The 22,715-nt window shown below is 64.0% G+C and carries 18 protein-coding genes; 13 read left to right on the top strand and 5 right to left on the bottom strand.

The window, feature by feature from the left end:
- Nucleotides 1–112 precede the first annotated feature (112 nt).
- Complete coding sequence (locus ROS217_RS19430) at nucleotides 113–1,309, bottom strand: NAD(P)/FAD-dependent oxidoreductase (protein WP_009819513.1); 1,197 nt, start codon at nucleotides 1,307–1,309, stop codon at nucleotides 113–115.
- A 126-nt stretch (nucleotides 1,310–1,435) separates the two neighbouring features.
- Here ROS217_RS19430 and ftsW point away from each other — a divergent pair, with 126 nt between their 5' ends.
- From ftsW to recN, 12 genes are all read left to right on the top strand, one after another.
- Entirely contained in the window at nucleotides 1,436–2,599 is a 1,164-nt protein-coding gene (gene ftsW / locus ROS217_RS19425; RefSeq protein WP_009819512.1) for a putative lipid II flippase FtsW, read from the top strand.
- Nucleotides 2,596–3,702, top strand: a complete 1,107-nt coding sequence (locus ROS217_RS19420) for a UDP-N-acetylglucosamine--N-acetylmuramyl-(pentapeptide) pyrophosphoryl-undecaprenol N-acetylglucosamine transferase (RefSeq protein WP_009819511.1) — start codon at nucleotides 2,596–2,598, stop codon at nucleotides 3,700–3,702. The genes ftsW and ROS217_RS19420 overlap by 4 nt, the downstream gene beginning before the upstream one ends.
- Nucleotides 3,699–5,096: a UDP-N-acetylmuramate--L-alanine ligase gene (gene murC, locus ROS217_RS19415; protein ID WP_009819510.1), complete on the top strand. Its 1,398-nt coding sequence runs from the start codon at nucleotides 3,699–3,701 to the stop codon at nucleotides 5,094–5,096. The genes ROS217_RS19420 and murC overlap by 4 nt, the downstream gene beginning before the upstream one ends.
- Before the next feature lie 4 nt (nucleotides 5,097–5,100).
- Nucleotides 5,101–6,288 carry an APC family permease gene (locus tag ROS217_RS19410; protein WP_009819509.1) on the top strand — a complete coding sequence of 396 codons (1,188 nt, stop codon included), beginning with the start codon at nucleotides 5,101–5,103 and terminating at the stop codon, nucleotides 6,286–6,288.
- Nucleotides 6,285–6,530: a DUF2484 family protein gene (locus ROS217_RS19405; RefSeq protein WP_009819508.1), complete on the top strand. Its 246-nt coding sequence runs from the start codon at nucleotides 6,285–6,287 to the stop codon at nucleotides 6,528–6,530. Before ROS217_RS19410 ends, ROS217_RS19405 begins: the two co-directional genes overlap by 4 nt.
- A 55-nt stretch (nucleotides 6,531–6,585) precedes the next feature.
- Nucleotides 6,586–7,527 (top strand): UDP-N-acetylmuramate dehydrogenase, encoded by a 942-nt coding sequence (gene murB / locus ROS217_RS19400; protein WP_085978803.1) that lies wholly within the window; start codon nucleotides 6,586–6,588, stop codon nucleotides 7,525–7,527.
- Nucleotides 7,528–7,579: 52 nt separating this feature from the next.
- Nucleotides 7,580–8,503, top strand: coding sequence for a D-alanine--D-alanine ligase (locus tag ROS217_RS19395; RefSeq protein ID WP_198134903.1), 924 nt, complete (start codon nucleotides 7,580–7,582; stop codon nucleotides 8,501–8,503).
- 29 nt (nucleotides 8,504–8,532) lie between these two features.
- Nucleotides 8,533–9,360 carry a cell division protein FtsQ/DivIB gene (locus tag ROS217_RS19390; RefSeq protein ID WP_368072253.1) on the top strand — a complete coding sequence of 276 codons (828 nt, stop codon included), beginning with the start codon at nucleotides 8,533–8,535 and terminating at the stop codon, nucleotides 9,358–9,360.
- A gap of 2 nt (nucleotides 9,361–9,362) precedes the next feature.
- Entirely contained in the window at nucleotides 9,363–10,697 is a 1,335-nt protein-coding gene (gene ftsA / locus ROS217_RS19385; protein ID WP_009819504.1) for a cell division protein FtsA, read from the top strand.
- A gap of 173 nt (nucleotides 10,698–10,870) precedes the next feature.
- The gene (ftsZ, locus tag ROS217_RS19380) at nucleotides 10,871–12,490 is read left to right on the top strand and encodes a cell division protein FtsZ (protein WP_040650775.1); all 1,620 of its coding nucleotides are present in this window, start codon (nucleotides 10,871–10,873) and stop codon (nucleotides 12,488–12,490) included.
- 227 nt (nucleotides 12,491–12,717) lie between these two features.
- Nucleotides 12,718–13,566 (top strand): outer membrane protein assembly factor BamD, encoded by an 849-nt coding sequence (locus tag ROS217_RS19375; protein WP_040650773.1) that lies wholly within the window; start codon nucleotides 12,718–12,720, stop codon nucleotides 13,564–13,566.
- Between the two features lie 39 nt (nucleotides 13,567–13,605).
- A complete protein-coding gene (gene recN / locus ROS217_RS19370; protein ID WP_009819500.1) occupies nucleotides 13,606–15,255 on the top strand; it encodes a DNA repair protein RecN in 1,650 nt (549 codons plus the stop codon).
- Between the two features lie 73 nt (nucleotides 15,256–15,328).
- On the opposite strand, the gene ROS217_RS19365 is transcribed toward recN, so the two are convergent.
- The gene (locus tag ROS217_RS19365) at nucleotides 15,329–16,705 is read right to left on the bottom strand and encodes an FAD-binding oxidoreductase (protein WP_040650770.1); all 1,377 of its coding nucleotides are present in this window, start codon (nucleotides 16,703–16,705) and stop codon (nucleotides 15,329–15,331) included.
- A gap of 88 nt (nucleotides 16,706–16,793) precedes the next feature.
- Here ROS217_RS19365 and ROS217_RS19360 point away from each other — a divergent pair, with 88 nt between their 5' ends.
- Nucleotides 16,794–18,482, top strand: a complete 1,689-nt coding sequence (locus tag ROS217_RS19360; RefSeq protein WP_050766466.1) for a chloride channel protein — start codon at nucleotides 16,794–16,796, stop codon at nucleotides 18,480–18,482.
- Nucleotides 18,483–18,512: 30 nt separating this feature from the next.
- On the opposite strand, the gene ROS217_RS19355 is transcribed toward ROS217_RS19360, so the two are convergent.
- The 3 genes from ROS217_RS19355 to cobT form a co-directional block, all read right to left on the bottom strand.
- Entirely contained in the window at nucleotides 18,513–18,854 is a 342-nt protein-coding gene (locus ROS217_RS19355) for a DUF427 domain-containing protein (protein WP_009819497.1), read from the bottom strand.
- 63 nt (nucleotides 18,855–18,917) lie between these two features.
- Entirely contained in the window at nucleotides 18,918–20,720 is a 1,803-nt protein-coding gene (locus tag ROS217_RS19350) for an aminopeptidase P family protein (RefSeq protein WP_009819496.1), read from the bottom strand.
- A gap of 117 nt (nucleotides 20,721–20,837) precedes the next feature.
- Entirely contained in the window at nucleotides 20,838–22,715 is a 1,878-nt protein-coding gene (gene cobT, locus ROS217_RS19345; RefSeq protein WP_009819495.1) for a cobaltochelatase subunit CobT, read from the bottom strand.

The raw sequence follows: 22,715 nt of genomic DNA, 5'->3' as shown, positions 1-22,715 counted from the left end.
CGGCGCTACGCGCCTTTGTTCCGCGCATTGGGGATTGAGGCCAAGGTCAGCAAAAGGCCGCAAGACAGTCTTTGGTCTGTCGGCCTGACCGAGGCGGGCTGGGACCGAACGGCTAGGCGTCTGTCCCGGCTTGGGCAATCGCTGTGCCTGCGGCCCAGCCCGACGACCACGCCCATTGGAAATTGTAGCCGCCAAGCCAGCCGGTTACATCCACGGCCTCGCCAATGGCATAGAGGCCGGGGAGATGCCGGGACTCGAGGGTCTTGGACGAGAGCCCGTCGGTGGCGATACCGCCAAGCGTGACTTCGGCGGTGCGGTAGCCTTCGGTGCCGGTGGGTTTGAGCGTCCAGCCGCGCAGCGCGTCGGTGATCGCAGCCAACCGTGCGTCGGAGTGATCGGCGAGATTGCCTGTGAGGCCAAGGGCAGGGGCGAGATAGGCCACCAGTTTCGTGGGCAAGTGATGGCTGAGGTCGGTGGTGATGTTGCGGCGACCTGCGGTCTGACGCTGTTGGCGGAGTGCGTCATAGAGCGTGGCGTTGGGGTCAAGATCAAGGGATATGGGCTGACCCTCACGCCAGACGGACGAGATTTGCAGGATCGCGGGGCCAGAGAGGCCGCGATGGGTGAACAGCGCCGCCTCGTCAAAGCTGATCCCGTCGCAACTGGCGCGCACCGGCAGAGCGGTGCCCGAGAGCGCGGCAAAGGGCGCGTCGGAAAAGGTGAGCGGCACAAGGGCGGGGCGAATGTCCGTCAACTGATGGCCGAATTGCTGTGCGATGTCATAGGCCATGCCGGTGGCGCCCATCTTGGGAATGGATTTGCCCCCCGTGGCGAGCACGAGGTTGCGGGCCGTGACCGTGACACGCCGCCCCTCGCGGTCGAGCGTGACGCAGAAGTGGCGGCCGTCATGGGTGACATCTGACACTTGCGTCGAGAGCCAGAGTTCGGCCCCGGCTTGGCGCAGTTCCTTGACCAGCATGGCAACGATTTGGGTCGCCTTGTCGTCACAAAAGAGCTGGCCCAGGGTTTTTTCGTGCCAGGCTATGCCGTGGCGCGCGATGAGATCGAGAAAATCCCATTGGGTATAGCGCGAGAGCGCCGATTTGCAGAAATGCGGGTTGGCCGAGATGAAATTCGCCGGTGTCGTGCCAAGGTTGGTGAAATTGCAGCGCCCGCCGCCCGAGATGCGGATCTTTTCGCCCGGTGCGCGTGCATGGTCGATCACCAGCGTGCCCGGCCCGGCATGGGCGGCACACATCATGCCGGCGGCCCCGGCCCCGAGAATAAGAGTGGTGCAGGCGTGGCGCATGGGCATGCCTCTGACGCGAAATGCTGCCGATTGGCAAGGGGATAGTTCTGGCATTAAGGTGAAAATAACGCTAGGATATGTGTCAGACCCCGAAAAGGGGCGCAAGATGCATGAGGCGGCAGTCAGATGACAGAAATGGTCTACGGGGCAATGCCCCTGCGGGACGCAGAGCCCGTCCTTCCGAAATGGTGGCGCACGATCGACAAATGGTCGCTGACCTGTGTTCTGATCCTGTTCAGTATCGGGATCTTGCTGGGCCTTGCGGCCTCGCCGCCCTTGGCAGAGAAAAACGGGCTTGGTGCGTTTTATTACGTGCAGAGGCAGGCGCTGTTTGGCGGGATGGCGCTGGCAGTGATGGTGCTGGTGTCGATGATGCGCCCAGAGATGGTGCGACGTCTGGCGGTGTTGGGGTTCCTTGCTGCGTTTCTTGCCCTGATGGCGCTGCCGTTTCTCGGCACCGATTTCGGCAAGGGCGCTGTGCGGTGGTACAGTCTGGGCTTTGCCTCGGTTCAGCCGTCAGAGTTTCTCAAGCCGGTGTTTGTGGTGGTCGCTGCCTGGATGATGGCCGCAAGCCAACAGGTGAATGGGCCGCCGGGGCTGAGTTGGTCGTTTCTGCTGACCATCGTGATCCTTGCCTTTCTGGCGATGCAGCCTGATTTCGGGCAGGCGGCGCTGGTGCTGTTTGGCTGGGGTGTGATGTATTTTGTGGCCGGTGCGCCGGTGACGCTGCTGTTGGGCATGGCGGGGGGCGTGGTGCTTGTCGGCACCTTTGCCTATTCCAATTCCGAGCATTTTGCGCGACGGATCGACGGATTTCTGAGCCCGGAGGTGGACCCGACAACGCAGCTTGGCTTTGCCACCAATGCGATCCGCGAGGGCGGATTTTTTGGCGTCGGCGTGGGTGAGGGACAGGTGAAATGGAGCCTGCCGGATGCGCATACGGATTTCATCATCGCGGTGGCGGCTGAGGAATACGGGCTGGTTCTCGTGCTCTGCATCATTGCCCTTTATGCCAGTGTCGTCGTGCGCTCGCTGATGCGGTTGATGCGGGAACGCGATCCGTTCATTCGGTTGGCGGGGACCGGGCTTGTGATCATGTTTGGGGCGCAAGCGATGATCAACATGGGTGTGGCGGTGCGCCTTCTGCCTGCGAAGGGCATGACGCTGCCGTTCGTGAGCTATGGTGGATCCTCTGTGGTAGCGGGGGGCATTGCCGTGGGCATGCTTCTTGCCTTTACCCGGACGCGGCCACAGGGCCAGATCGGGGATATTCTGCGGGGGCGGCGGTGAGCGCGCGGCAGCCCCTCTTGATCATCGCGGCGGGCGGCACGGGCGGGCATATGTTTCCGGCGCAGGCGCTGGCCGAGGTGATGCTGCGGCGGGGCTGGCGGGTGCGTCTGAGCACCGATGCGCGCGGGGCGCGCTATGTGGGCGGCTTTCCGCATTCCGTCGAGATCGAGCAGGTGGCTAGCGCCACCTTTGCGCGGGGCGGCCTTCTCAACAAAGTGATGGTGCCGTTTCAGGTCGCGGGCGGCGTGGTGGGAGCCGGACTGCGGATGATGCGCGACAAGCCGGATGTGGTGGTGGGCTTTGGTGGCTATCCGAGCATTCCGGCCTTGGTCGCGGCATGGGCGTTGCGGCGTCCGCGCATGGTCCATGAGCAGAACGGGGTTCTGGGCCGGGTCAATCGAATTTTTGCGAGGCGGGTCGATGTGGTGGCCTGCGGCACATGGCCGACAACGCTGCCGGAGGGTGCCGAAGGCGTGCCGGTGGGCAATCCGGTGCGTGCGGCCGTGCTGGAGCGGGCGGGGGCGGGGTATATCGCGCCCGGAGATTATCCGATGTCGGTGCTGGTGATCGGCGGCTCTCAAGGCGCGCGGATCCTCAGCGATGTGGTGCCCGCCGCGATTGCCGCGCTGCCGGAGGCGATCCTGCGCAATGTCCGGGTGAGCCATCAGGCGCGCGAAGAGGATATGAACCGCGTGGCGCGGTTCTACGCCGGGGCCGGGATTGATGCGGATGTTCAGCCGTTTTTCCGCGATGTGCCGCGGCGCATGACTGAGGCGCAATTGGTCATCAGCCGGGCGGGAGCGTCGAGTATCGCCGATATTTCCATCATCGGGCGACCTGCGATCCTGATCCCCTATGCCGCCGCGGCGGGGGACCATCAGGCCGCCAATGCGCGCGGGTTGGCGGCGGCTGGCGGGGCAATCGTGATCCCCGAGAGCCGGCTATCCGAGGCGGTGCTGACCGAACAGATTGCCGCTGTGCTGAGCGATCCGAGGGGCGCGTCGATGATGGCGCAGGCGGCGCTGAGCTGCGGGATGCCGGACGCGCCACAACATCTGGCCGATATGGTCGAAGACATTGCGAATAAAGGGCAGAGCCGATGAATGCAGCCACCAAGCTACCGACCGATATTGGACCGATTCATTTCGTGGGGATCGGCGGTATTGGCATGTCGGGGATTGCCGAGGTGCTGATCAACCATGGCTACCGGGTGCAGGGGTCTGATCTGAAATCCACCCCCATCACCGAGCGGTTGGCGGGTATCGGCGCCACGGTATTCGAGGGGCAGCGGGCGGAGAACCTGGACGGGGCAGAGGTGGTGGTCATTTCTTCGGCCATCAAGCCGGGCAATCCCGAGCTGGATGAGGCACGCAAGCGTGGCTTGCCGGTCGTGCGCCGGGCCGAGATGCTGGCAGAGCTGATGCGGCTCAAGTCCAACATCGCCGTGGCGGGCACCCATGGCAAGACGACCACAACGACGCTTGTCGCGGAGCTGTTGGTCAAGGGCGGGATTGATCCCACGGTGATCAACGGTGGTGTGATCCATGCCTATGGCAGCAATGCGCGTATGGGGCAGGGCGAGTGGATGGTGGTGGAGGCCGACGAGAGCGACGGCACCTTTAACCGTCTGCCCGCGACCATTGCGATCGTCACCAATATCGACCCCGAGCATATGGAGCATTGGGGCGATTTCGAGCGGTTGCGGCAGGGGTTTTACGACTTTGTCAGCAATATTCCGTTTTACGGTCTGGCTGTCTGTTGCACTGATCATCCCGAAGTGCAGGCGCTGGTCGGGCGGATCACTGACCGTCGGGTTCTGACCTATGGTTTCAACGCGCAGGCCGATGTGCGCGCGGTCAATCTGACCTACGAGAAGGGTGTCGCGCATTTTGATGTGGCTCTTCAGGCCGAAGGGCGGGTGATCGAAGGCTGCACCCTGCCGATGCCCGGCGATCACAATGTCAGCAATGCGCTGAGTGCCGTGGCGGTGGCCCGGCATCTGGGCATGAAGGCCGATGAAATCCGCGCGGCCTTGGCCAGTTTCGGCGGCGTCAACCGGCGGTTTACCCGCGTAGGCGAGGTGGACGGTGTCACCATTATCGACGATTACGGTCATCATCCGGTTGAGATTGCCGCCGTGCTGCGCGCCGCACGTCAGGCCACGACCGGTCGGGTGATCGCGGTGCATCAGCCGCATCGCTATACGCGATTGGCGAGCCTGTTTGATGATTTCTGCGGCTGCTTCAACGAGGCGGATGTGGTGGCGATTGCCGAGGTCTACGCTGCGGGTGAAGATCCCATTCCGGGGGCGAGCCGGGATGATCTTGTGGCGGGGCTCATCCGGCACGGCCATCGACACGCCCGCGCGATCCGTGACGAAGACGATCTGGAGCGGCTGGTGCGCGAGCAGGCCGGACCGGGGGATATGGTTGTCTGTCTGGGCGCGGGCACGATCAGTGCCTGGGCCAACGGGCTTCCTGCGCGTCTCAAGGGATAGAGACATGGCCGAGATCCTCAAACGCAGGATCGGGCTAGGATTGCTGACCGCTTACGGTGTTGGGGTCATGGTGGGGGCCGGGATTTACGTTCTGGTCGGGGCCGTGGCCGCCGAAGCCGGAATCTGGGCACCCTTGGCCTTTGTGCTGGCGGGGGTCATCGCCGCCCCCACAGCGCTGAGTTATGCTGAGTTTTCCACCCGGTTTCCGGAAGCCGCCGGCGAGGCGGCCTTTGTCGCAAAGGGGGTGCAAGCGCCATGGTTGGGCACGCTCGTCGGGCTGGCGATTGTGATGGCCGGGGCGGTATCGGCAGCGGCAGTGTTGCGTGGTGGCGTGGGGTATCTGGGCGCAGTGACGGGATGGCCTGCGGGGCCGAGCATGGTGGTGATCGGGGCGCTGTTGGCGGCGGTGGCCGTGGTCGGCGTGTTGGAGAGCCTTGCGCTTGCCGCGATCTTTACGGTGGTTGAGGTTCTGGGACTGGGTCTGGTGGTTTATGCAGGGTTCAGCGCCGTGCCTGTCGCGGATTTTCAGATGCCGCAAGAGATAGTCTGGTCGGGCGTGACGGCCGGGGCGGTGCTGGCTTTCTTCGCCTTCATCGGGTTTGAGGATATCGTCAACATGGCCGAAGAGGTGCGCGAACCGGAGCGCGTCCTGCCCCGTGCAATCCTGTTGTCCCTGATCATCACGAGCCTGCTTTACGCGTTGGTCACTTGGGCGGCGGTGCGGTCGGTGCCGCTCGAGCGGCTTGGCGCGAGTGAGCAGCCCTTGGCGCTGGTGTGGCAAATGGGGCAGGGCGGCAGTGCTGCGTTTTTGTCGTTGATCGCGGTGGTGGCGGCACTGAATGGCGTTCTGGCGCAGATGGTGATGGCGAGCCGGGTTCTGTTTGGTCTGGGACGGCGCAGTGCATGGCTGTCCGTGTTTCACCACGCGCATCCCCGGTTTGGCACGCCAGTGCGCGCGACCGTGCTGATCAGTGTGGCGGTCATCGGGGGCGCGCTGGCCTTGCCGGTGGCGGAGCTGGCGGGTGTGACCTCGACGTTGCTCTTGACGGTGTTCGTGTTGGTCAATGGCGCGCTGATCCTGATGAAGCGGCGGGTGCCCGAAGCGGCGTTTCGGGTGCCGATGGCGGTGCCGGTCTTTGGTGTGGTGGTGGCGTTGGCCGCCTTGGGCGCGAGCCTTGGAGGGTTGGGATGACACTGTCTCTGATATTGGCCTGCCTCTGGGCGGTGGCTGCAAATGTCTTGGCGATGCTGCCAAGCCGCGACAATTACTGGCGGCGGGCCTATGTTCTGATTGCGCTCGGCGTGCCGATCCTCGGGTTTGTCACATGGCAGAACGGACCCTGGATTGGTCTGTTGGTGATGGTCGCGGGCATGAGCGTTTTGCGTTGGCCGGTGATCTATCTCGGGCGTTGGATCAGGCAGCGCTTGGGGTAGCTCGGGCGCATGGGGCTTTACCTTGGGCGCGGCAGAAGGCAGAAGAACTGCCATGATGAGATTTCCTGATACGCGGGGCGCATTGACCCCGAATAGGCCTTTGGCCGATCTGACCTGGCTGCGCGTGGGCGGGCCCGCGGATTGGCTGTTTCAACCGGCTGATCTGGAGGATCTGGCAGCATTTCTGGCTGGGCTGGATGCGTCGGTGCCAGTTTTTCCCATGGGTGTGGGCAGCAATCTCATCGTGCGCGATGGGGGCCTTCACGCCGTGGTGATCCGGTTGGGACGCGGGTTCAACGGTATTCGCGTTGAGGGTCCGCGCGTCGTTGCCGGGGCGGCCGCGCTCGATGCGCATGTCGCGCGGCGGGCGGCGGAGGCGGGTGTGGATCTCACGTTTCTGCGCACCATTCCGGGCAGCATCGGTGGCGCGGTCCGGATGAACGCGGGCTGCTATGGGGCCTATGTGGCGGATCATCTGATCGAGGCGCGGGCCGTGACACGGAGCGGCGAGGTGGTTACACTTGGCCCGCGAGAGCTGCAATTCGCCTACCGGCACAGCGCGCTGCCCGACGGCTGGGTGATCTTTGAGGCGACGTTTGAAGGCGTGCCGGGTGATCCGGCGACACTGGAGGCCAAGATGGCCGAGCAGATCGCCAAGCGTGATGCCACACAGCCCACCAAAGAGCGCAGTGCCGGCAGCACATTCCGCAATCCGGCCGGGTTTTCCTCGACCGGGCGGGCCGATGACGTGCATGATCTCAAGGCCTGGAAGGTGATCGACGAGGCGGGATTGCGCGGCGCGCGGCGCGGGGCGGCGCAGATGAGCGAGATGCATCCCAACTTTTTGATCAACACGGGCGGGGCCTCTGCTGCTGATCTTGAGGGCCTCGGCGACGAGGTGCGAAAAAAGGTTTTTCAAATGCGTGGAATAGAGTTAGAGTGGGAAATCATGAGGGTCGGTGAACCGGCTCCGGGCGCAAGCCCTCAGGCAGACTAACAAAAACAATACGACAACAGGGCCGGTAAACCGGTCCGGGACATTGAGGCACATGGTGGTTGGTTCGAGCAGAACAACCCCGAAAGTGGCGGTGATCATGGGCGGCCCCTCGGCGGAGAGGGACGTGTCGCTCTCTTCAGGGCGTGAATGCGCCGTCGCGTTGAGGGAAGCAGGGTTTGAGGTGGTCGAGGTGGATGCCGCGACAGACCTCTGCACGCGTTTACAAGACATAAAGCCGGACGTGGTATTCAATGCCCTGCATGGGCGTTGGGGTGAGGATGGGTGCGTGCAGGGGATGCTGGAATGGCTGGGCCTGCCCTATACTCATTCGGGCGTTCTGTCGTCCGCTCTCGCCATGGACAAGGAGCGCACCAAGGTGGCCTACCGCGCGGCCGGTCTGCCTGTGGTCGACAGCGTGTTGGCGCGGCGTGACGAGGTGCGGGCCGGGCATGTGATGCCGCCGCCCTATGTGGTCAAGCCCTACAATGAGGGATCGTCCGTAGGCGTCTATCTGGTCGAGGCCGGGGCCAACCGGCCGCCTGCGCTCTCGGATGATATGCCGGATGTGGTGATGGTGGAGAGCTATGCGCCGGGGCGTGAACTCACGACCACGGTGATCGGCGACCGGGCTCTGACGGTGACGGATATCCTGACCGAAGGCTGGTATGACTACGATGCCAAATACAAGCCCGGTGGCTCGCGCCATGTGGTGCCTGCCGATGTGCCGCAGGAGATCTTCGACGCATGCCTCGACTATGCGCTGCGGGCGCATGAGGTTCTGGGCTGTCGCGGGGTGAGCCGCACTGATTTTCGCTGGGATGAAGCGCGCGGTCTTGACGGGTTGATCCTGCTTGAGACCAACACGCAGCCGGGGATGACGCCGACCTCCTTGGTGCCGGAACAGGCGCAGGCGCTGGGCATTTCCTTTCCTGAATTGTGCCGCTGGATGGTGGAGGATGCGTCATGCAACCGGTAATTCCGCGGGCTGATCCGGCACCATCACGGATGTCATATCGCCTCCAGCGGTTGATGCTGACGCCGCTTTATCGACGGCTGATCCGGTTCGGTTTGCCGGTGCTCGTGATTGCTGGGCTGGTCGGAGGGTATCTGGGCAGCGAGGCGCGGCGCACGGCGCTGGTTGAGCAGATTGCGGACCTCCGCCACCAGATTGAAACGCGCCCCGAATTCATGGTCAACCTTTTGTCGGTCGAAGGCGCGAGCACGAGCGTGCAAGAGGATATTCGCGAGATTTTCCCCTATGACCTGCCAGCGAGCTCGTTCGACCTCGTGCTCGACGACATTCGGGTGATGATCGAGGAATTGCCTGCCGTGGCGCGTGCTGAGGTGCGCATTCGGCAGGGTGGCGTTTTGGTGGCCGAGATCACCGAACGCGTGCCGGTCGCGCTCTGGAAAACGCGGGATGCGCTGAACGTGATTGATATCGAAGGTCAGGTGATCGGGGTGATCAATGCCCGCTCTGAGCGCGCCGATTTGCCGGTGGTGGCAGGCGAAGGCGCACCCGAGCAGGTGGCAGAAGCGCTGGACGTTCTGCACGCTGCGGCTCCGATGGGGCTGGAGCTGCGCGGTCTTGTGCGGATGGGCGAGCGGCGTTGGGATCTGGTTCTATCGGATGGCAAGCGCGTTCTCTTGCCCGAGAGCGGGGCGGTGCGCGCGTTAGAGCGGGTGATGGTGCTTCATGGGGCGCAGGACATGCTGGAGCGGGATCTGGCGGCGGTGGATATGCGGATCGCGGCGCGTCCGACGATCCGGTTGAATGAAGCGGCCATGGAAGACTGGTGGACGATAACTCAGATGAGCTTGGGGACGAACTGACGATGATCGAGCTGTATGAATCCCAAAGGGCGATGCGCCATATGCGCAAGGCGGCGATGCAGAGGGGCGTGGTCGCGGTGCTGGATGTGGGCACCTCCAAGATCGCCTGTCTGGTGCTGCGGTTTGATGGCACCGAGCGATTGCACGAGGCCGAAGGGATTGGCCGGATGGCCGGGCAAGCCGGGTTCCGGGTGATCGGGGCGGCGACGACACGCTCGCGCGGGGTTCGCTTTGGCGAGATCGACGCCATGGCTGAGACCGAGCGCGCCATTCGCACCGCCGTTCAGGCGGCGCAGAAGATGGCCAATATCCGGGTCGATCATGTCATTGCCTGTTTTTCGGGCGCAGGGCCGCGCAGCTATGGTCTGGCCGGGCAAGTCGAATTGGAAGGCCATACCGTCAGCGAACAGGACATCAGCCGCGTGCTGAGCGCCTGCGACGTGCCGGATTTCGGCGAGGGCCGCGAGGTGCTGCATGCGCAGCCGGTCAATTTTGCGCTGGATCATCGCAGTGGCCTGATTGATCCGCGCGGGCAGATGGGGCAGGTCTTGTCCACCGACATGCATATGCTGACGGTGGACGGCGCCGCGATCCAGAACCTAGCCTATTGCGTCAAGCGGTGTGACCTGGAACTGGCAGGGGTTGCCAGCTCTGCCTATGTGTCGGGCATCGCGGCGCTGGTCGAGGACGAGCAGGAACTGGGTGCCGCCTGTATTGATCTGGGCGGCGGCACGTCGGGTGTGTCGATCTTTATCAAGAAACACATGATCTATGCCGATAGCGTCCGCATGGGCGGCGATCATGTCACCAATGACATTTCCATGGGGTTGCAGGTGCCGCAGGCCACCGCCGAGCGGATCAAGACCTTTTACGGCGGTGTCGTGGCCACCGGCATGGATGACCGCGAGATGATCGAGATCGGGGGCGACACCGGCGATTACGAGCATGATCGGCGGCGGGTGAGCCGGGCCGAACTGATCGGGATCATGCGCCCGAGGGTCGAGGAAATTCTCGAAGAGGTGCGCGCGCGGTTGGATGCCGCAGGGTTCGATCATCTGCCCAGCCAACAGATCGTGTTGACCGGAGGCGGCAGCCAGATCCCCGGTCTTGACGGGTTGGCAAGCAAGATCTTGGGGCAGCAGGTGCGTCTGGGGCGGCCCCTGCGGGTGCATGGGTTGCCACAGGCGGCGACCGGGGCGGGGTTTGCCAGTGCAGTGGGTATGTGCCTCTTTGCGGCCAATCCGCAGGACGAATGGTGGGATTTCGAGATTCCCGTCGATCGCTATCCAGCGCGCTCGCTGAAGCGGGCAATGAAATGGTTTCGGGACAACTGGTGACCGCAAGATGTGGCGTCATCGGCGAAATCCCGCGAAAAAGACTACGAAAGACGCCATATTTAGTGGCTATTTCGTGTTTTTTAGGTGACGATTGGGCCAACCATCGGTAAGAATGGTGCCAATCAGGCGGAAAACAGCCCGCGAATGTGGGCATCAGGACAGGCGGACAAGCTATGACACTCAACCTCACTATGCCCGGACATGACGAGCTGAAGCCCCGTATCACCGTTTTCGGTGTGGGTGGGGCGGGTGGCAACGCCGTGAACAACATGATCGAGAAGCAACTCGATGGTGTGGATTTCGTGGTGGCCAACACGGATGCGCAGGCCCTGAGCCAGAGCAATGCGGAAAGCCGCATTCAGCTGGGCGTCAAGGTGACTGAGGGTCTGGGCGCAGGCGCGCGGGCCTCTGTGGGCGCTGCCGCCGCCGAAGAGAGCATCGAGCAGATCGTTGATCATCTGGCGGGTGCGCATATGTGCTTTATCACCGCCGGCATGGGCGGAGGCACCGGCACCGGGGCCGCACCGATCATCGCGCAGGCCGCGCGTGAGTTGGGCGTGCTGACGGTGGGTGTTGTCACCAAGCCGTTCCAGTTCGAGGGCGCCAAGCGGATGCGTCAGGCCGAAGAAGGCGTTGAAGCGCTGCAAAAGATGGTCGACACGCTGATCATCATCCCCAACCAGAACCTGTTCCGTCTGGCCAATGAAAAAACGACCTTTACCGAGGCGTTCAGCATGGCCGACGATGTGCTCTATCAGGGCGTCAAGGGTGTGACCGATCTGATGGTGCGCCCCGGCCTCATCAATCTCGACTTTGCCGATGTCCGCGCCGTGATGGACGAGATGGGCAAGGCGATGATGGGCACCGGGGAGGATAGCGGCGAGGATCGCGCCATCCAGGCCGCAGAAAAGGCGATTGCCAACCCGCTCCTGGATGAAATCAGCCTGCGCGGGGCCAAGGGTGTGTTGATCAACATCACCGGCGGTCATGACCTCACGCTGTTCGAATTGGACGAAGCCGCCAACCGCATCCGCGAGGAAGTGGACCCGGATGCGAATATCATCGTGGGGTCGACCCTTGATCCGTCGATGGAAGGCTCGATCCGTGTCAGCGTTGTGGCGACGGGTATCGACGTGAGCCAAGTGGCCGCCGATTTGCCCGTGCCGCGCCGCTCGATGGCGCAGCCGCTCAAGCAGCAAGTCAGTGCCGAAGTTCCGGCCCCGGCTCCGGCCCCCGCTGCACAGCCCGAGCCTGCGCCGGTCGCCGCCCGAGTGGCCGAGCCTGAGCCCTCGCTCTTTGGTGCGATGGACGCGCAGCGCGCCGCTGCCGAGGAGCAGATGGAGGATATCTTTGACGACGAGATCGCCGCTGACGATCTGCCGCCGCCGGCCTATCAGCCGCGCGTCGAGGAATTCGCGCGCAGCACCTATGCCGAAGAGGATGATCTCGATGCCTATGTCGCGCCGCGCGCCCCGGCCCCCGGCACGCCCACTCCTGAGGCATTGCAGCGGTTGCAGGCCGCTGTCGGTCGCACCCCGGTGCAGCCACAACAGCGTCGCCCCGAGCCCGAGGCCCGTGCGCCAGAAGAGCGTCCGCGCTTTGGCATAAACTCGCTGATCAACCGGATGACCGGGCATGCCGCCCCCGAGGCGGAGCGTCCGCAGGCGGCCGCGCGCCCGACACGTCAACAGCCGACCATGGGCAACGCGCAACCGCAGCACGCTCCGGCGCGGGCCCATGACGAGGATGAGCAGATCGAGATTCCGGCATTTTTGCGCCGTCAGGCGAACTGATCCGGCGCTTTGCCGGGTGTTTGGAAAAGCCGCCCGTCAAGGCGGCTTTTTCTATTTGAGGGGTGAGCGGCGGGGGTCGTGGAGCGTGACGGTGGAATTCCGCAACGCGCCTCAGATCACCCGAGCGAAATGTGCCAAAGACGTTTTGCACCGCAAATTAATGTGCTAGGACCAAGGCGATGCGGGCGAACTGCCCCGCGTTTTCGTAACTGAGAGTGAGATCGCGCATGAGAATCGGCACGTCCCGGGCCAAGCTGTTCGGAGCCTTTGCTGTGGCAATGGCCATCGCGGGCTGTGGCAATAAGGAAAGCGTCGAGCGCGGCACGGTCAATTACGAGAATTACACGGCCCAGCAGATTTTCGAGCGGGGCGAATATGATCTGGCGCAGCGCGATCCTGAATTGGCGGCGACGAGCTTTGCCGAGGTTGAGCGGCTCTATCCTTATTCCGATCTGGCCAAGCGGGCGGTGATCATGCAGGCCTTTGCCCATCATCAGGCCAAGGAATACGAAGAAAGCCGCGCCGCCGCACAGCGGTTCATCGACTTTTACCCGACCGATGAGGATGCGGCCTATGCGCAATACCTTTTGGCGCTGAGCTATTACGATCAGATTGACGAGGTCGGGCGCGATCAGGGGCTGACCTTTCAGGCGCTGCAATCTCTGCGTGAGGTGATCGAGCGCTATCCTGACAGCGAATACGCCAATGCCGCGATCCTGAAGTTCGATCTGGCATTTGACCATCTGGCCTCAAAAGAGATGGAAATCGGTCGCTATTACCTCAAGCGCGATAATTTTGCCGCTGCTGCCAACCGGTTCCGGGTGGTGGTCGAGGATTTCCAGACCACGACCCATACCGCCGAAGCGTTGCACCGGCTGGTGGAATCCTATCTGTCGCTGGGGTTGGTCAACGAGGCGCGCACAGCGGGCGCAATTCTTGGACATAACTTCCAAGGGACAGATTGGTATGAGGACAGCTACAAGCTCTTGACCGGGCGGGGCTATACATTGGAGGCGGCGGGAGATGGCTGGTTGCAGCAGATCTATCGCCAGACCGTCCAGGGCCGCTGGCTATAAGGGGGGACGGGGGAACACCCTGCCCGACGGGTTGGCCTGATGCTGCGCACGCTTGAAATCCGGGACATGCTGATCATCGACCGGCTGGACCTGACCTTTCAGCCGGGTCTCAATGTGCTGACCGGCGAAACCGGAGCGGGAAAGTCGATTCTGCTCGACAGTCTGGGGTTCGTTCTGGGCTGGCGGGGCCGGGCCGAATTGGTGCGCAACGGGGCGGATCAGGGCGAGGTGATCGCTGAATTTGATCTCACCGCGGAGCATCCGGCGCGCGCGATCCTGCGCGAGGCTGGATTGCCGGATGAAGAGGCGCTGATCCTGCGCCGGGTCAACAGTGCCGATGGGCGCAAGACCGCTTGGGTCAATGACCGGCGGGTGTCCGGCGAGGTGTTGCGGCAGTTGTCGGATGTGCTGGTTGAATTGCATGGGCAGCAGGATGACCGGGGTTTGCTTGATCCCAAGGGGCATCGGGATTTGCTGGATGCTTACGGCGATCTGGCTGCGCTGCGCGAGGCCGTGCGCGTAGCATGGCGAGATATGGCGGCGCGGCGCAAGGCGCGCGATGCGGCAGAGGCAGCGCAGGCTGCGCTGCGCGCTGAGGAGGAGTTTTTGCGCCATGCTGTGACGGAACTCGATGCCCTTGGCCCGCAGCCCGGTGAAGAGGCAGAGCTGGATGCACGTCGTCGGATGATGCAGGGGGCAGAGCGCATCCGGGCAGATATCGCCAAGGCCGCTGAAGCGATCGGACTCAACGGCGCAGAGGGTGCGGCAGGCGATGCGCTGCGGTGGCTTGAGTCGGTGGCGGACAAGGCCGAGGGACAGTTGGACGAACCGGTGGCGGCGATTGGTCGGGCGCTGGTGGAATTGGACGAGGCCGGACGTGGCGTGCAGCGCTGTTTGGAGGCGCTCAATTTCAATCCATTGGAGTTGGAAGAGACCGAGGAGCGGCTCTTTGCGATCCGGGCGCTGGCGCGAAAACATGGGATTATCCCCGATGATTTGGCGGCATTTGCGGAGGATCTGCGCGGGCAATTGGCGGCTCTGGATCGTGGCGACGCGGATATGCGCATGCTGGCGGCGGCCTTGGCGGACGCGGAGCGCCGCTATGCCCACGCGGCGGAGGTGTTGACCGAGGCGCGGGTGACGGCGGCCTTGGCGCTCGACCGGGCGGTGATGGCGGAACTGGCGCCGCTCAAGATGGAGCGCGCGGTGTTCACCACCGATATTCGGCACGCGGAGCCGGGTGCCACCGGGCAGGATGAGGTGACCTTTCGCGTGGCCACCAACCCCGGCGCGCCCTCGGGAGCGTTGGGCAAGATCGCCTCGGGGGGGGAGTTGAGCCGATTTCTGCTGGCGCTCAAGGTGTGTCTGACGGGCACGGACAGTGGCGTCACGATGATCTTTGACGAGATCGACCGGGGCGTGGGCGGGGCCACGGCGGATGCCGTGGGCCGCAGGCTGGCGCAATTGGCGGCAGGTGGTCAGGTTCTGGTGGTCACACATTCGCCGCAGGTGGCCGCGCGCGGCGCGCATCACTGGCGGGTGGAAAAGCGGGTCGAGGCGGAAGAAACGCTCTCGACCGTGCGGGCGATGACGGGCGCTGACCGTGTGGATGAGATCGCGCGCATGCTCTCGGGCGAGCGGATCACGCCCGAGGCGCGAGCCGCCGCTGAGGCGTTGATGGAGGGGTAGGCGTGGGGGCGTTTCCCCCGCTGCCGGTGCCGGGCGTCCCCCGAGGTATTTTGGTCAGATGAAGGGGGGCGGGTCAGTTTCGCGGCGGGACCAGTTTGCCGGGGTTGAGGATGTTCAAGGGATCGAGCGCCTGTTTGATGGCCCCCATCATCGCCCATCCTCCGCCATGTTCGCGTTGCATGTAGCCCAGTTTGCCAATCCCGATGCCATGTTCGCCGGTGGCTGTTCCGCCAAGGGCCAAGGCGCGCTCGACCATGCGGTCCGAGGCGGATTTCGCACGGGCAAGCTCTTGTTGATCCGTGATATCCACCAGCAGGACGGCGTGAAAATTGCCATCGCCGACATGGCCCAGAATTGGCCCCTGCACGCCCGCCTGTGCGAGATCGGCGCGGGTCTCCTCGATCGCTTGGGCCAGATGTGAGATCGGGACGCAGATGTCGGTGACAATCGCGCGTGCGCCGGGGCGCGCGGCGAGGATAGCGTAATAGGCCGTGTGGCGCATGGTCCAGAGGGCGGTGCGCGCCTCTGTCTGGGTGGCCCAGTCAAAGTCCGAGCCGTGGTGATCGGCCGCAAGGGTGCCAAAGGTTTCGGCCTGTTCGGCAACACTGGCGGCGGTGCCGTGAAACTCTAGCAAGAGATGCGGTTTCTCGGGCAAGGCCATGTTGGAATAGGCGTTGACGGCGCGGACACTGTCGCTGTCCATCAGTTCGATCCGGGCCATCGGGATGCCGCATTGAATGGTGTCGATCACGGTTGCGACGGCATCGGCGACGGTGTCGAAGGCGCAGACCGCCGAGGATATCGCTTCGGGCTGGCCGGAAAGGCGCAAGGTGAGTTCGGTGATCAGCCCAAGCGTCCCTTCCGCCCCCACAAAGAGCCCGGTGAGATCGTAGCCTGATGAGGATTTGCGCGCACCGGTGCCCGTGCGGATCACCTCTCCTGAGGCGGTGACCACCTGGAGTGCCAGAACATTGTCACGCATGGTGCCATAGCGCACGGCTGTGGTGCCGCTGGCGCGGGTCGAGGCCATGCCCCCCAAAGAGGCATTGGCGCCGGGATCGACCGGGAAGAACAAGCCGGTCGTGCGCAGCGCGTCGTTGAGCGCCTCGCGGGTCACACCCGGTTGCACCCGCGCGGTCATATCGGCCTGCGCCACCTCAAGCACCTGATTCATCCGGGCGAAATCCACCACGATCCCGCCGTTGAAGGCCTGCGCCTGTCCTTCCAGCGAGGTGCCGGTGCCCCAAGCCACGACCGGAACGCGGTGGCGCGCACAGATGGTCACGACCTGCGTCACCTGTTCTGTTGTTTCGGGATAGACCACGGCATCGGGTGGGCTGAGGGGGAAATACGACTCGCTCTGGCCATGCAGGTCGAGATCGGACTTGGACAGGGTGACCTGTTGGCCTAGACAGGAAAGGAGGTCGGCAATTGCGCTTGGCATGTCCATCGGGAAACTTTCTTTCGTGAGTTTGAACACAGAGTATTCCAAGCCGAGGACAAGCGAAAGCGCGGGGCTGCCGCGCGAAGGGGAGGCGATGCAGGCGGACGAACCGTCCTTTCTGGGCCAGTTGAGCCAGGGCGTGAGCGAAGGCCTGCGCGAGGGCTGGCGCGTCCTGCGCAAGCGCGGTCCAAGCCAGTTTCAGTTCTGGCTGATCGCCCTGATCATCGGGATTGCCGCAGGCTTTGCCGCGCTGTTCTTTCGCAAGGGGATCACCGCGCTACAAGAACTGGTCTATGGCACCGATGACGTGGCGCAACTGCACAGCTTTGCCGGACAATTGCCGTGGTACTGGGTCCTGATGCTGCCTGTGGCGGGGGGGCTTGTGGTCGGGCTGATCCTGCATCGGTTCACGCCGGATGGGCGGGTGCGCTCGGTGGCGGATGTGATCGAGGGCGCGGCGCTCTATGAGGGACGGGTCGAGCGGCGCGAGGGGCTGGCCTCTGCTGCGGCCTCGTTGATCACGTTGGGAACCGGGGGATCATCAGGGCGCGAGGGGCCGGTGGTGCATCTGGCGGGGGTGATTTCATCCTGGGTGAGCGAGCGCATCCATGCCGATGGCGTCACGGGCCGCGATCTTTTGGGCTGTGCGGTGGCGGCAGCCGTCTCCGCCTCGTTCAACGCGCCCATTGCGGGGGCGCTCTTTGCGCTTGAGGTGGTGCTCCGGCATTTCGCTGTGCATGCCTTTGCCCCGATTGCCATTGCCTCTGTCGCGGGGACGGTGATCAACCGATTGGAATTTGGGGGTGTGACCGAGTTTACCCTGCCTGAAGCCGGAGCCTTGGAATTCTATGCGGAGTTGCCGGCCTTTCTCATTCTTGGCTTGATCTGTGGCGTGGTGGCGGCGGCGCTGATGCGGGCGATCTTCTTGGCCGAGGATGTGGCGATGCATGTGCAGACGCGGCTGGGGCTGCCGCGCTGGTTGCGGCCGGTGGGGGCGGGGCTCTTGTTGGGGCTGCTGGCCATCTGGTTTCCGCATATCATCGGGGTTGGCTATGAAACCACCTCGGCGGCGCTCACCGGCAAGCTCTTGTGGCATGAGGCGGCGGTCTTTGCGGTGCTCAAGGTGCTGGCGGTGGCGATCACCATTGGCGGGCGCATGGGCGGCGGCGTGTTTTCACCCTCGCTTATGTTGGGCGCGCTGACCGGGCTGGCGTTTGGGTATGTGGCCACAGCGACTTTTCCCGAAGTGTCGGGGGCACATACGCTCTATGCCTTGGCGGGAATGGGGGCCGTGGCAGCAGCAGTACTGGGCGCGCCGATTTCCACGACGTTGATCGTGTTTGAACTGACTGGCGACTGGCAGACCGGGCTGGCGGTCATGGTGGCGGTCTCGACCTCGACCGCCCTTGGATCAAAGCTGGTGCGGCGGTCGTTCTTTCTGACGCAGCTCATGCGGCGCGGCATCAGGCTGGTGGCGGGGCCACAGGACTATCTCTTGGGTATGTTCCGGGTGTCCAAAGTGATGCGCGGCCCGGATCATGAGCAGGCTGCGGATGTGGATCAATGCTGGTCGTTGATCGAGCAGGGCGTTTATCTTGATGTGACCGCGACGCTGGAGCAGGCGATGCCGGTGTTTGAGCGGGCCGCTGTGCCCTTTGTGCCGGTGGTTACGCTTGTTGGGGGGGATCAGCCGCCCGAATTGTCGGGCGCGCTGTTTCATGTGGATGCGCTCAAGGCTTATAACCGAGCCTTGGCGGCGGTGTCAGAGGAAGAGCATAGCTGAGGCTTGTTTCGCGCCGCTTGGCCCGCAGGCTCAGACCCGTTCCACAGTGACGGTATCGCTGGCATAAAAGGCGATGTGATCCTTGATCTCGGCCACCTCTGGTTTTGGGGATTCATAGCTCCATGCGGCGTTTTGCAACGTCTGGCTCTTGGTGATGATCGAGTAGTAGCGCGCGTCACCCTTGTAGGGGCAATGGCTGAACTGTTCACTCTCGTCGAGAAAGGCCATGGCGATGTCCTCGCGCGGGAAATAGATCACGAAAGGATAATCGCCTTCGGTGAGTTCCAGTGCATTGCGGCTCTCGCCCAGAACGGCACCGCCCGCGCGGACCGTCCATGTGCCCTGTGCCTTGCGAATCGTTATTCGTGCCATCGTCCATCCCCCTTGTTACGTCGTCTTGATCTTGGTCTGACGCAGAAATCTAACAGGAATATGTCAGCTTGTCTGCGTTACTTTATCCAACCATAGCCGCGCCGGGGCCGAAAGCAGAGGGCCAATCTTGTCGCGGCAGGCGGTGTGATAGGTATTGAGCCAGTCGCGTTCCGGTTTTGTCAGCAGATCGGCGTCGATGAGGCGCGTATCCAGCGGGGTATAGGTCAGTGTTTCGAACCCAAACTGCGTGACCCCGTCGCCGCCGGGCAGGGGATCGAGCGCCGTCACGACGATGAGATTCTCGATTCGGATGCCGAAGGCGCCCTCTCGGTAATAGCCCGGCTCGTTCGACAAAATCATGCCCGGCTCAAGCGGCACCTCGGAGAGGCGCGAGAGGCGTTGCGGGCCTTCGTGCACGCAAAGATACACGCCGACGCCGTGGCCGGTGCCATGGGCGTAGTCCTGATCGGCCAGCCAGAGGGGGTAGCGTGCGATAGCGTCGAGATCGCGTCCTGCAAGACCGCGCGGAAACCGCAGCCGCGAGATGGCGATCATGCCTTGCAGCACGCGGGTGAAGGCGGCGCGCTCGTCCGCGCCGGGGATGCCCACGGGCAGGGTCCGGGTGATGTCGGTGGTGCCGTCGAGATACTGCCCGCCGCTGTCGAGCACGAGGAGGTCGCCGTCTACAAGCGTCCGGTTGCTTGCCTCGCTCACGCGGTAATGCGGCAGCGCGCCATTGGGGCCGGACCCGGCGATTGTGTCAAAGCTGATGTCCAAAAGCTGGCCGGTGGCCGCGCGACACGCCTCGAGCCGCCGCGCCACGTCGATTTCGGTGAGCGTGCCGGGGGGCTGCGCGTCGAACCACGCCAGAAATTCGCACATGGCGGCCCCATCGCGCAGATGGGCGATGCGGGTGGCGGTGATTTCGGCTTGCGTCTTGCGCGCCTTGGGCAGGATGCAGGGATCGGCGCCCCATTGATGGGCGACGCCGGCGGCATCCAGCACCTGCACCACACGCAGCGGCACGTTGGCGCGGTCGAGGCGCACCGGGCCGGGGAGGGCGGCAAGGGCTGTCTCGAAGGCGTCGGGCGGCGCGAGCGTCACCGCGTCGCCCAGATGCGTGCGGGCGGTGGCATCAAGTTTAGCGGGGTCGGTGAAGAAGGTGGCGTGCCCGGTGTCATGTATGATGGCAAAGCCCTGCGCCACCGGATTGCGCGGAATGTCACAGCCCCGGATGTTGAAGAGCCAAGCAATGGAATCTGTGAGGGTGATAACCGCCGATCTTTGGCCTGCTTTGCGCAGGGTTTCCGCCAAGGCTGCGCGTTTCTCGGCATGGCTGGCCCCTGCGAGGCTGTCGGGCCAAGGGGTGATGGCACCCTGCGGAGGGGCGGGGCGGTCAGGCCAGACAGCGTCGATCAGGTTGGTGTGAGAGGTGAGATGGATTGCGCTGCCTGTCAGGGCTTCGGTCAGCGCCTCGATCTGTTCCGGCGTATAGAGCCAAGGATCAAAACCCACCGTTCCGCCCTCTGGCAGATGCTGCCTGAGCCAAGGCCCAAGGCGGGTTTCGGGCCAATCCACGGCTGTGAAATGGCCGGTATCGACCTGCGCACGCACCTGCACCCGGTAGCGACCGTCCGTGAAGACCCCCGCCGCATCTGCCAGCGCCGCGCAGAACCCGGCAGAGCCGGTAAAGCCGGTGAGCCACGCGAGCCGGTCATCGCAGGCGGCGACATATTCGCCCTGATGGGCATCGGCGCGCGGCACCAGCCACCCCGCCAGCCCGGCATCGGCCATGGCACGGCGCAGCGCCTCGAGGCGGGGCGGACCTTGATCGGGGCGGGCGGTTTCGGTGAAGGACTGAAACATGGGGCCTCCTGCGGGGCTGTGCGAGTCGTGGTGTCGAGGGATGGGGGCGCTGCCCCCGTCCCGGACCCTGTCCGGGACTCCCCCGAAGTATTTTGGGCCAGATGAAGCCAGGCCGGATCAGCTGGCGCGGCGTATTCCCATGAACCGTGCGCGGGCGCGGGGGTCGCTATCAAAGAGCGCGGCCAGTTGTTCGGTCATGGCGCCTGCCAGTTGGTCGGCGTCGGTGATGGTCACGGCGCGCTGATAATAGCGCGTGACGTCATGGCCGATGCCGATGGCCAGCAGTTCGACCTGTTTGCGGCGCTCGACCATGGCGATCACATCGCGCAGGTGTTTTTCCAAGTAGTTGGCGGGGTTGACGGAGAGGGTGCTGTCGTCGACCGGCGCGCCGTCGGAGATCACCATCAGAATCTTGCGCGCCTCCTTGCGGGCCACCATACGGCGGTGCGCCCATTCCAGCGCTTCGCCGTCGATGTTTTCCTTGAGCAGCCCCTCTTTCATCATCAGCCCGAGATTGTCGCGGGTCCGGCGCATGGGAGCGTCGGCGGATTTGTAGACGATGTGGCGCAGGTCATTGAGGCGGCCGGGCAATTGCGGGCGGCCTTCGGCGAGCCATTTTTCGCGGCTCTGCCCACCTTTCCACGCGCGGGTGGTGAAGCCGAGGATTTCGACCTTGACCGAGCAGCGTTCCAGGGTGCGGGCCAGAACATCGGCGCAGATGGCGGCAATCGAGATGGGGCGGCCCCGCATCGAGCCGGAATTGTCGAGAAGCAGCGTCACCATCGTGTCGCGGAATTCTGTATCCTTTTCCACCTTGAAGCTGAGCGGTGTGGTGGGGTTGGCCACCACACGCGCCAACCGGCCTGCATCCAAGATGCCCTCTTCGCGGTCGAATTCCCAAGACCGGCTCTGCTGCGCCTGAAGGCGGCGTTGCAGTTTGTTGGCAAGGCGGCTCACTGCGCCCTTGAGTGGCTCAAGCTGTTGATCGAGATAGGCGCGCAGGCGTTCCAGCTCAATCGGGTCGGCCAGATCCTCGGCGCGGATCTCCTCGTCGAAATCGGCATTGTAAATTGCGTAATTCGGGTCGGCATCGGATACAGGATGTGGGGCGGGCGGCTCCAGCGGGGCCTCGCCTTCGGGCAGCTCGGTCTCGTCCTGCATGTCCTCGTCGGCCATGTCCTCCATGCTGACCTGGGCCTGAGCTGCGTCCCGCTGTTCATCTTGTGACCGTTCGGGATCGGCTTCGGCCTCCGTCTCGTCGCTGTCGTCCTGACCAGAGCTGTCGGGCTCTTCCTGCTCGTCGCCGGAGTCTTCGGCCTCGTCCTGCTGGTCGTCATCCATGCTGTCGGGATCATCGCCCAACTGATCGCCATAGCCCAGATCCTCGATGATCCGGCGGGCGAATTTGGCGAAAGCGGTCTGGTCGGCGAGCGTGTCCTGAAGCGCGTCGAGGGTGCCGCCCGCCTGTTCCTCTATGAAACCGCGCCACAGGTCCATGACGTTTTGCGCACCTGCGGGCATGTCGCGGCCCGTGGCGAGATGGCGGATGAGATAGCCTGCGGCGGCGGGCAGGGGGGCGTCAGCGGTGGAGGTGATCCGCTCGAACCCCAAGCGATTGGCGTCCTGCGCGATCTTGGCGTCGATATTGGTGGCGGTGCCGGGCATGTCACGGGCACCCACCGCCTCGCAGCGGGCGGTTTCCATCGACTCATATAGGTCGCGCGCCATGTCGCCGGGGGGCGCGTAGCGGGCATGGGTGCCCGCGTCGTGGAATTTATGCCGCAGGGCTAGCGCATCGGCGGTGCCGCGCGCCAAGAGCACCTCTTCGCGCGACATCCGGCGGGAGACCTGCGGCAGGCGCATGGCCTCGCCCGAGATGCCGCTGGGGTCCACCGAATAGCTGACGGTCAGTTCCTTGTCGTCCGCCATCACCTTGGTGGCGTTGGCGAGCGCCTTTTTGAACGGATCGGCGGGGTTGTCGGTGGGTTTGTTCAT

It is taken from the genome of Roseovarius sp. 217, from assembly GCF_000152845.1.
In the GTDB taxonomy this organism is placed as follows: Bacteria; Pseudomonadota; Alphaproteobacteria; order Rhodobacterales; family Rhodobacteraceae; genus Roseovarius.
The sequence above is the reverse complement of the archived record's forward strand: the minus strand, read 5'-3'. Positions and strand labels throughout refer to the sequence as shown.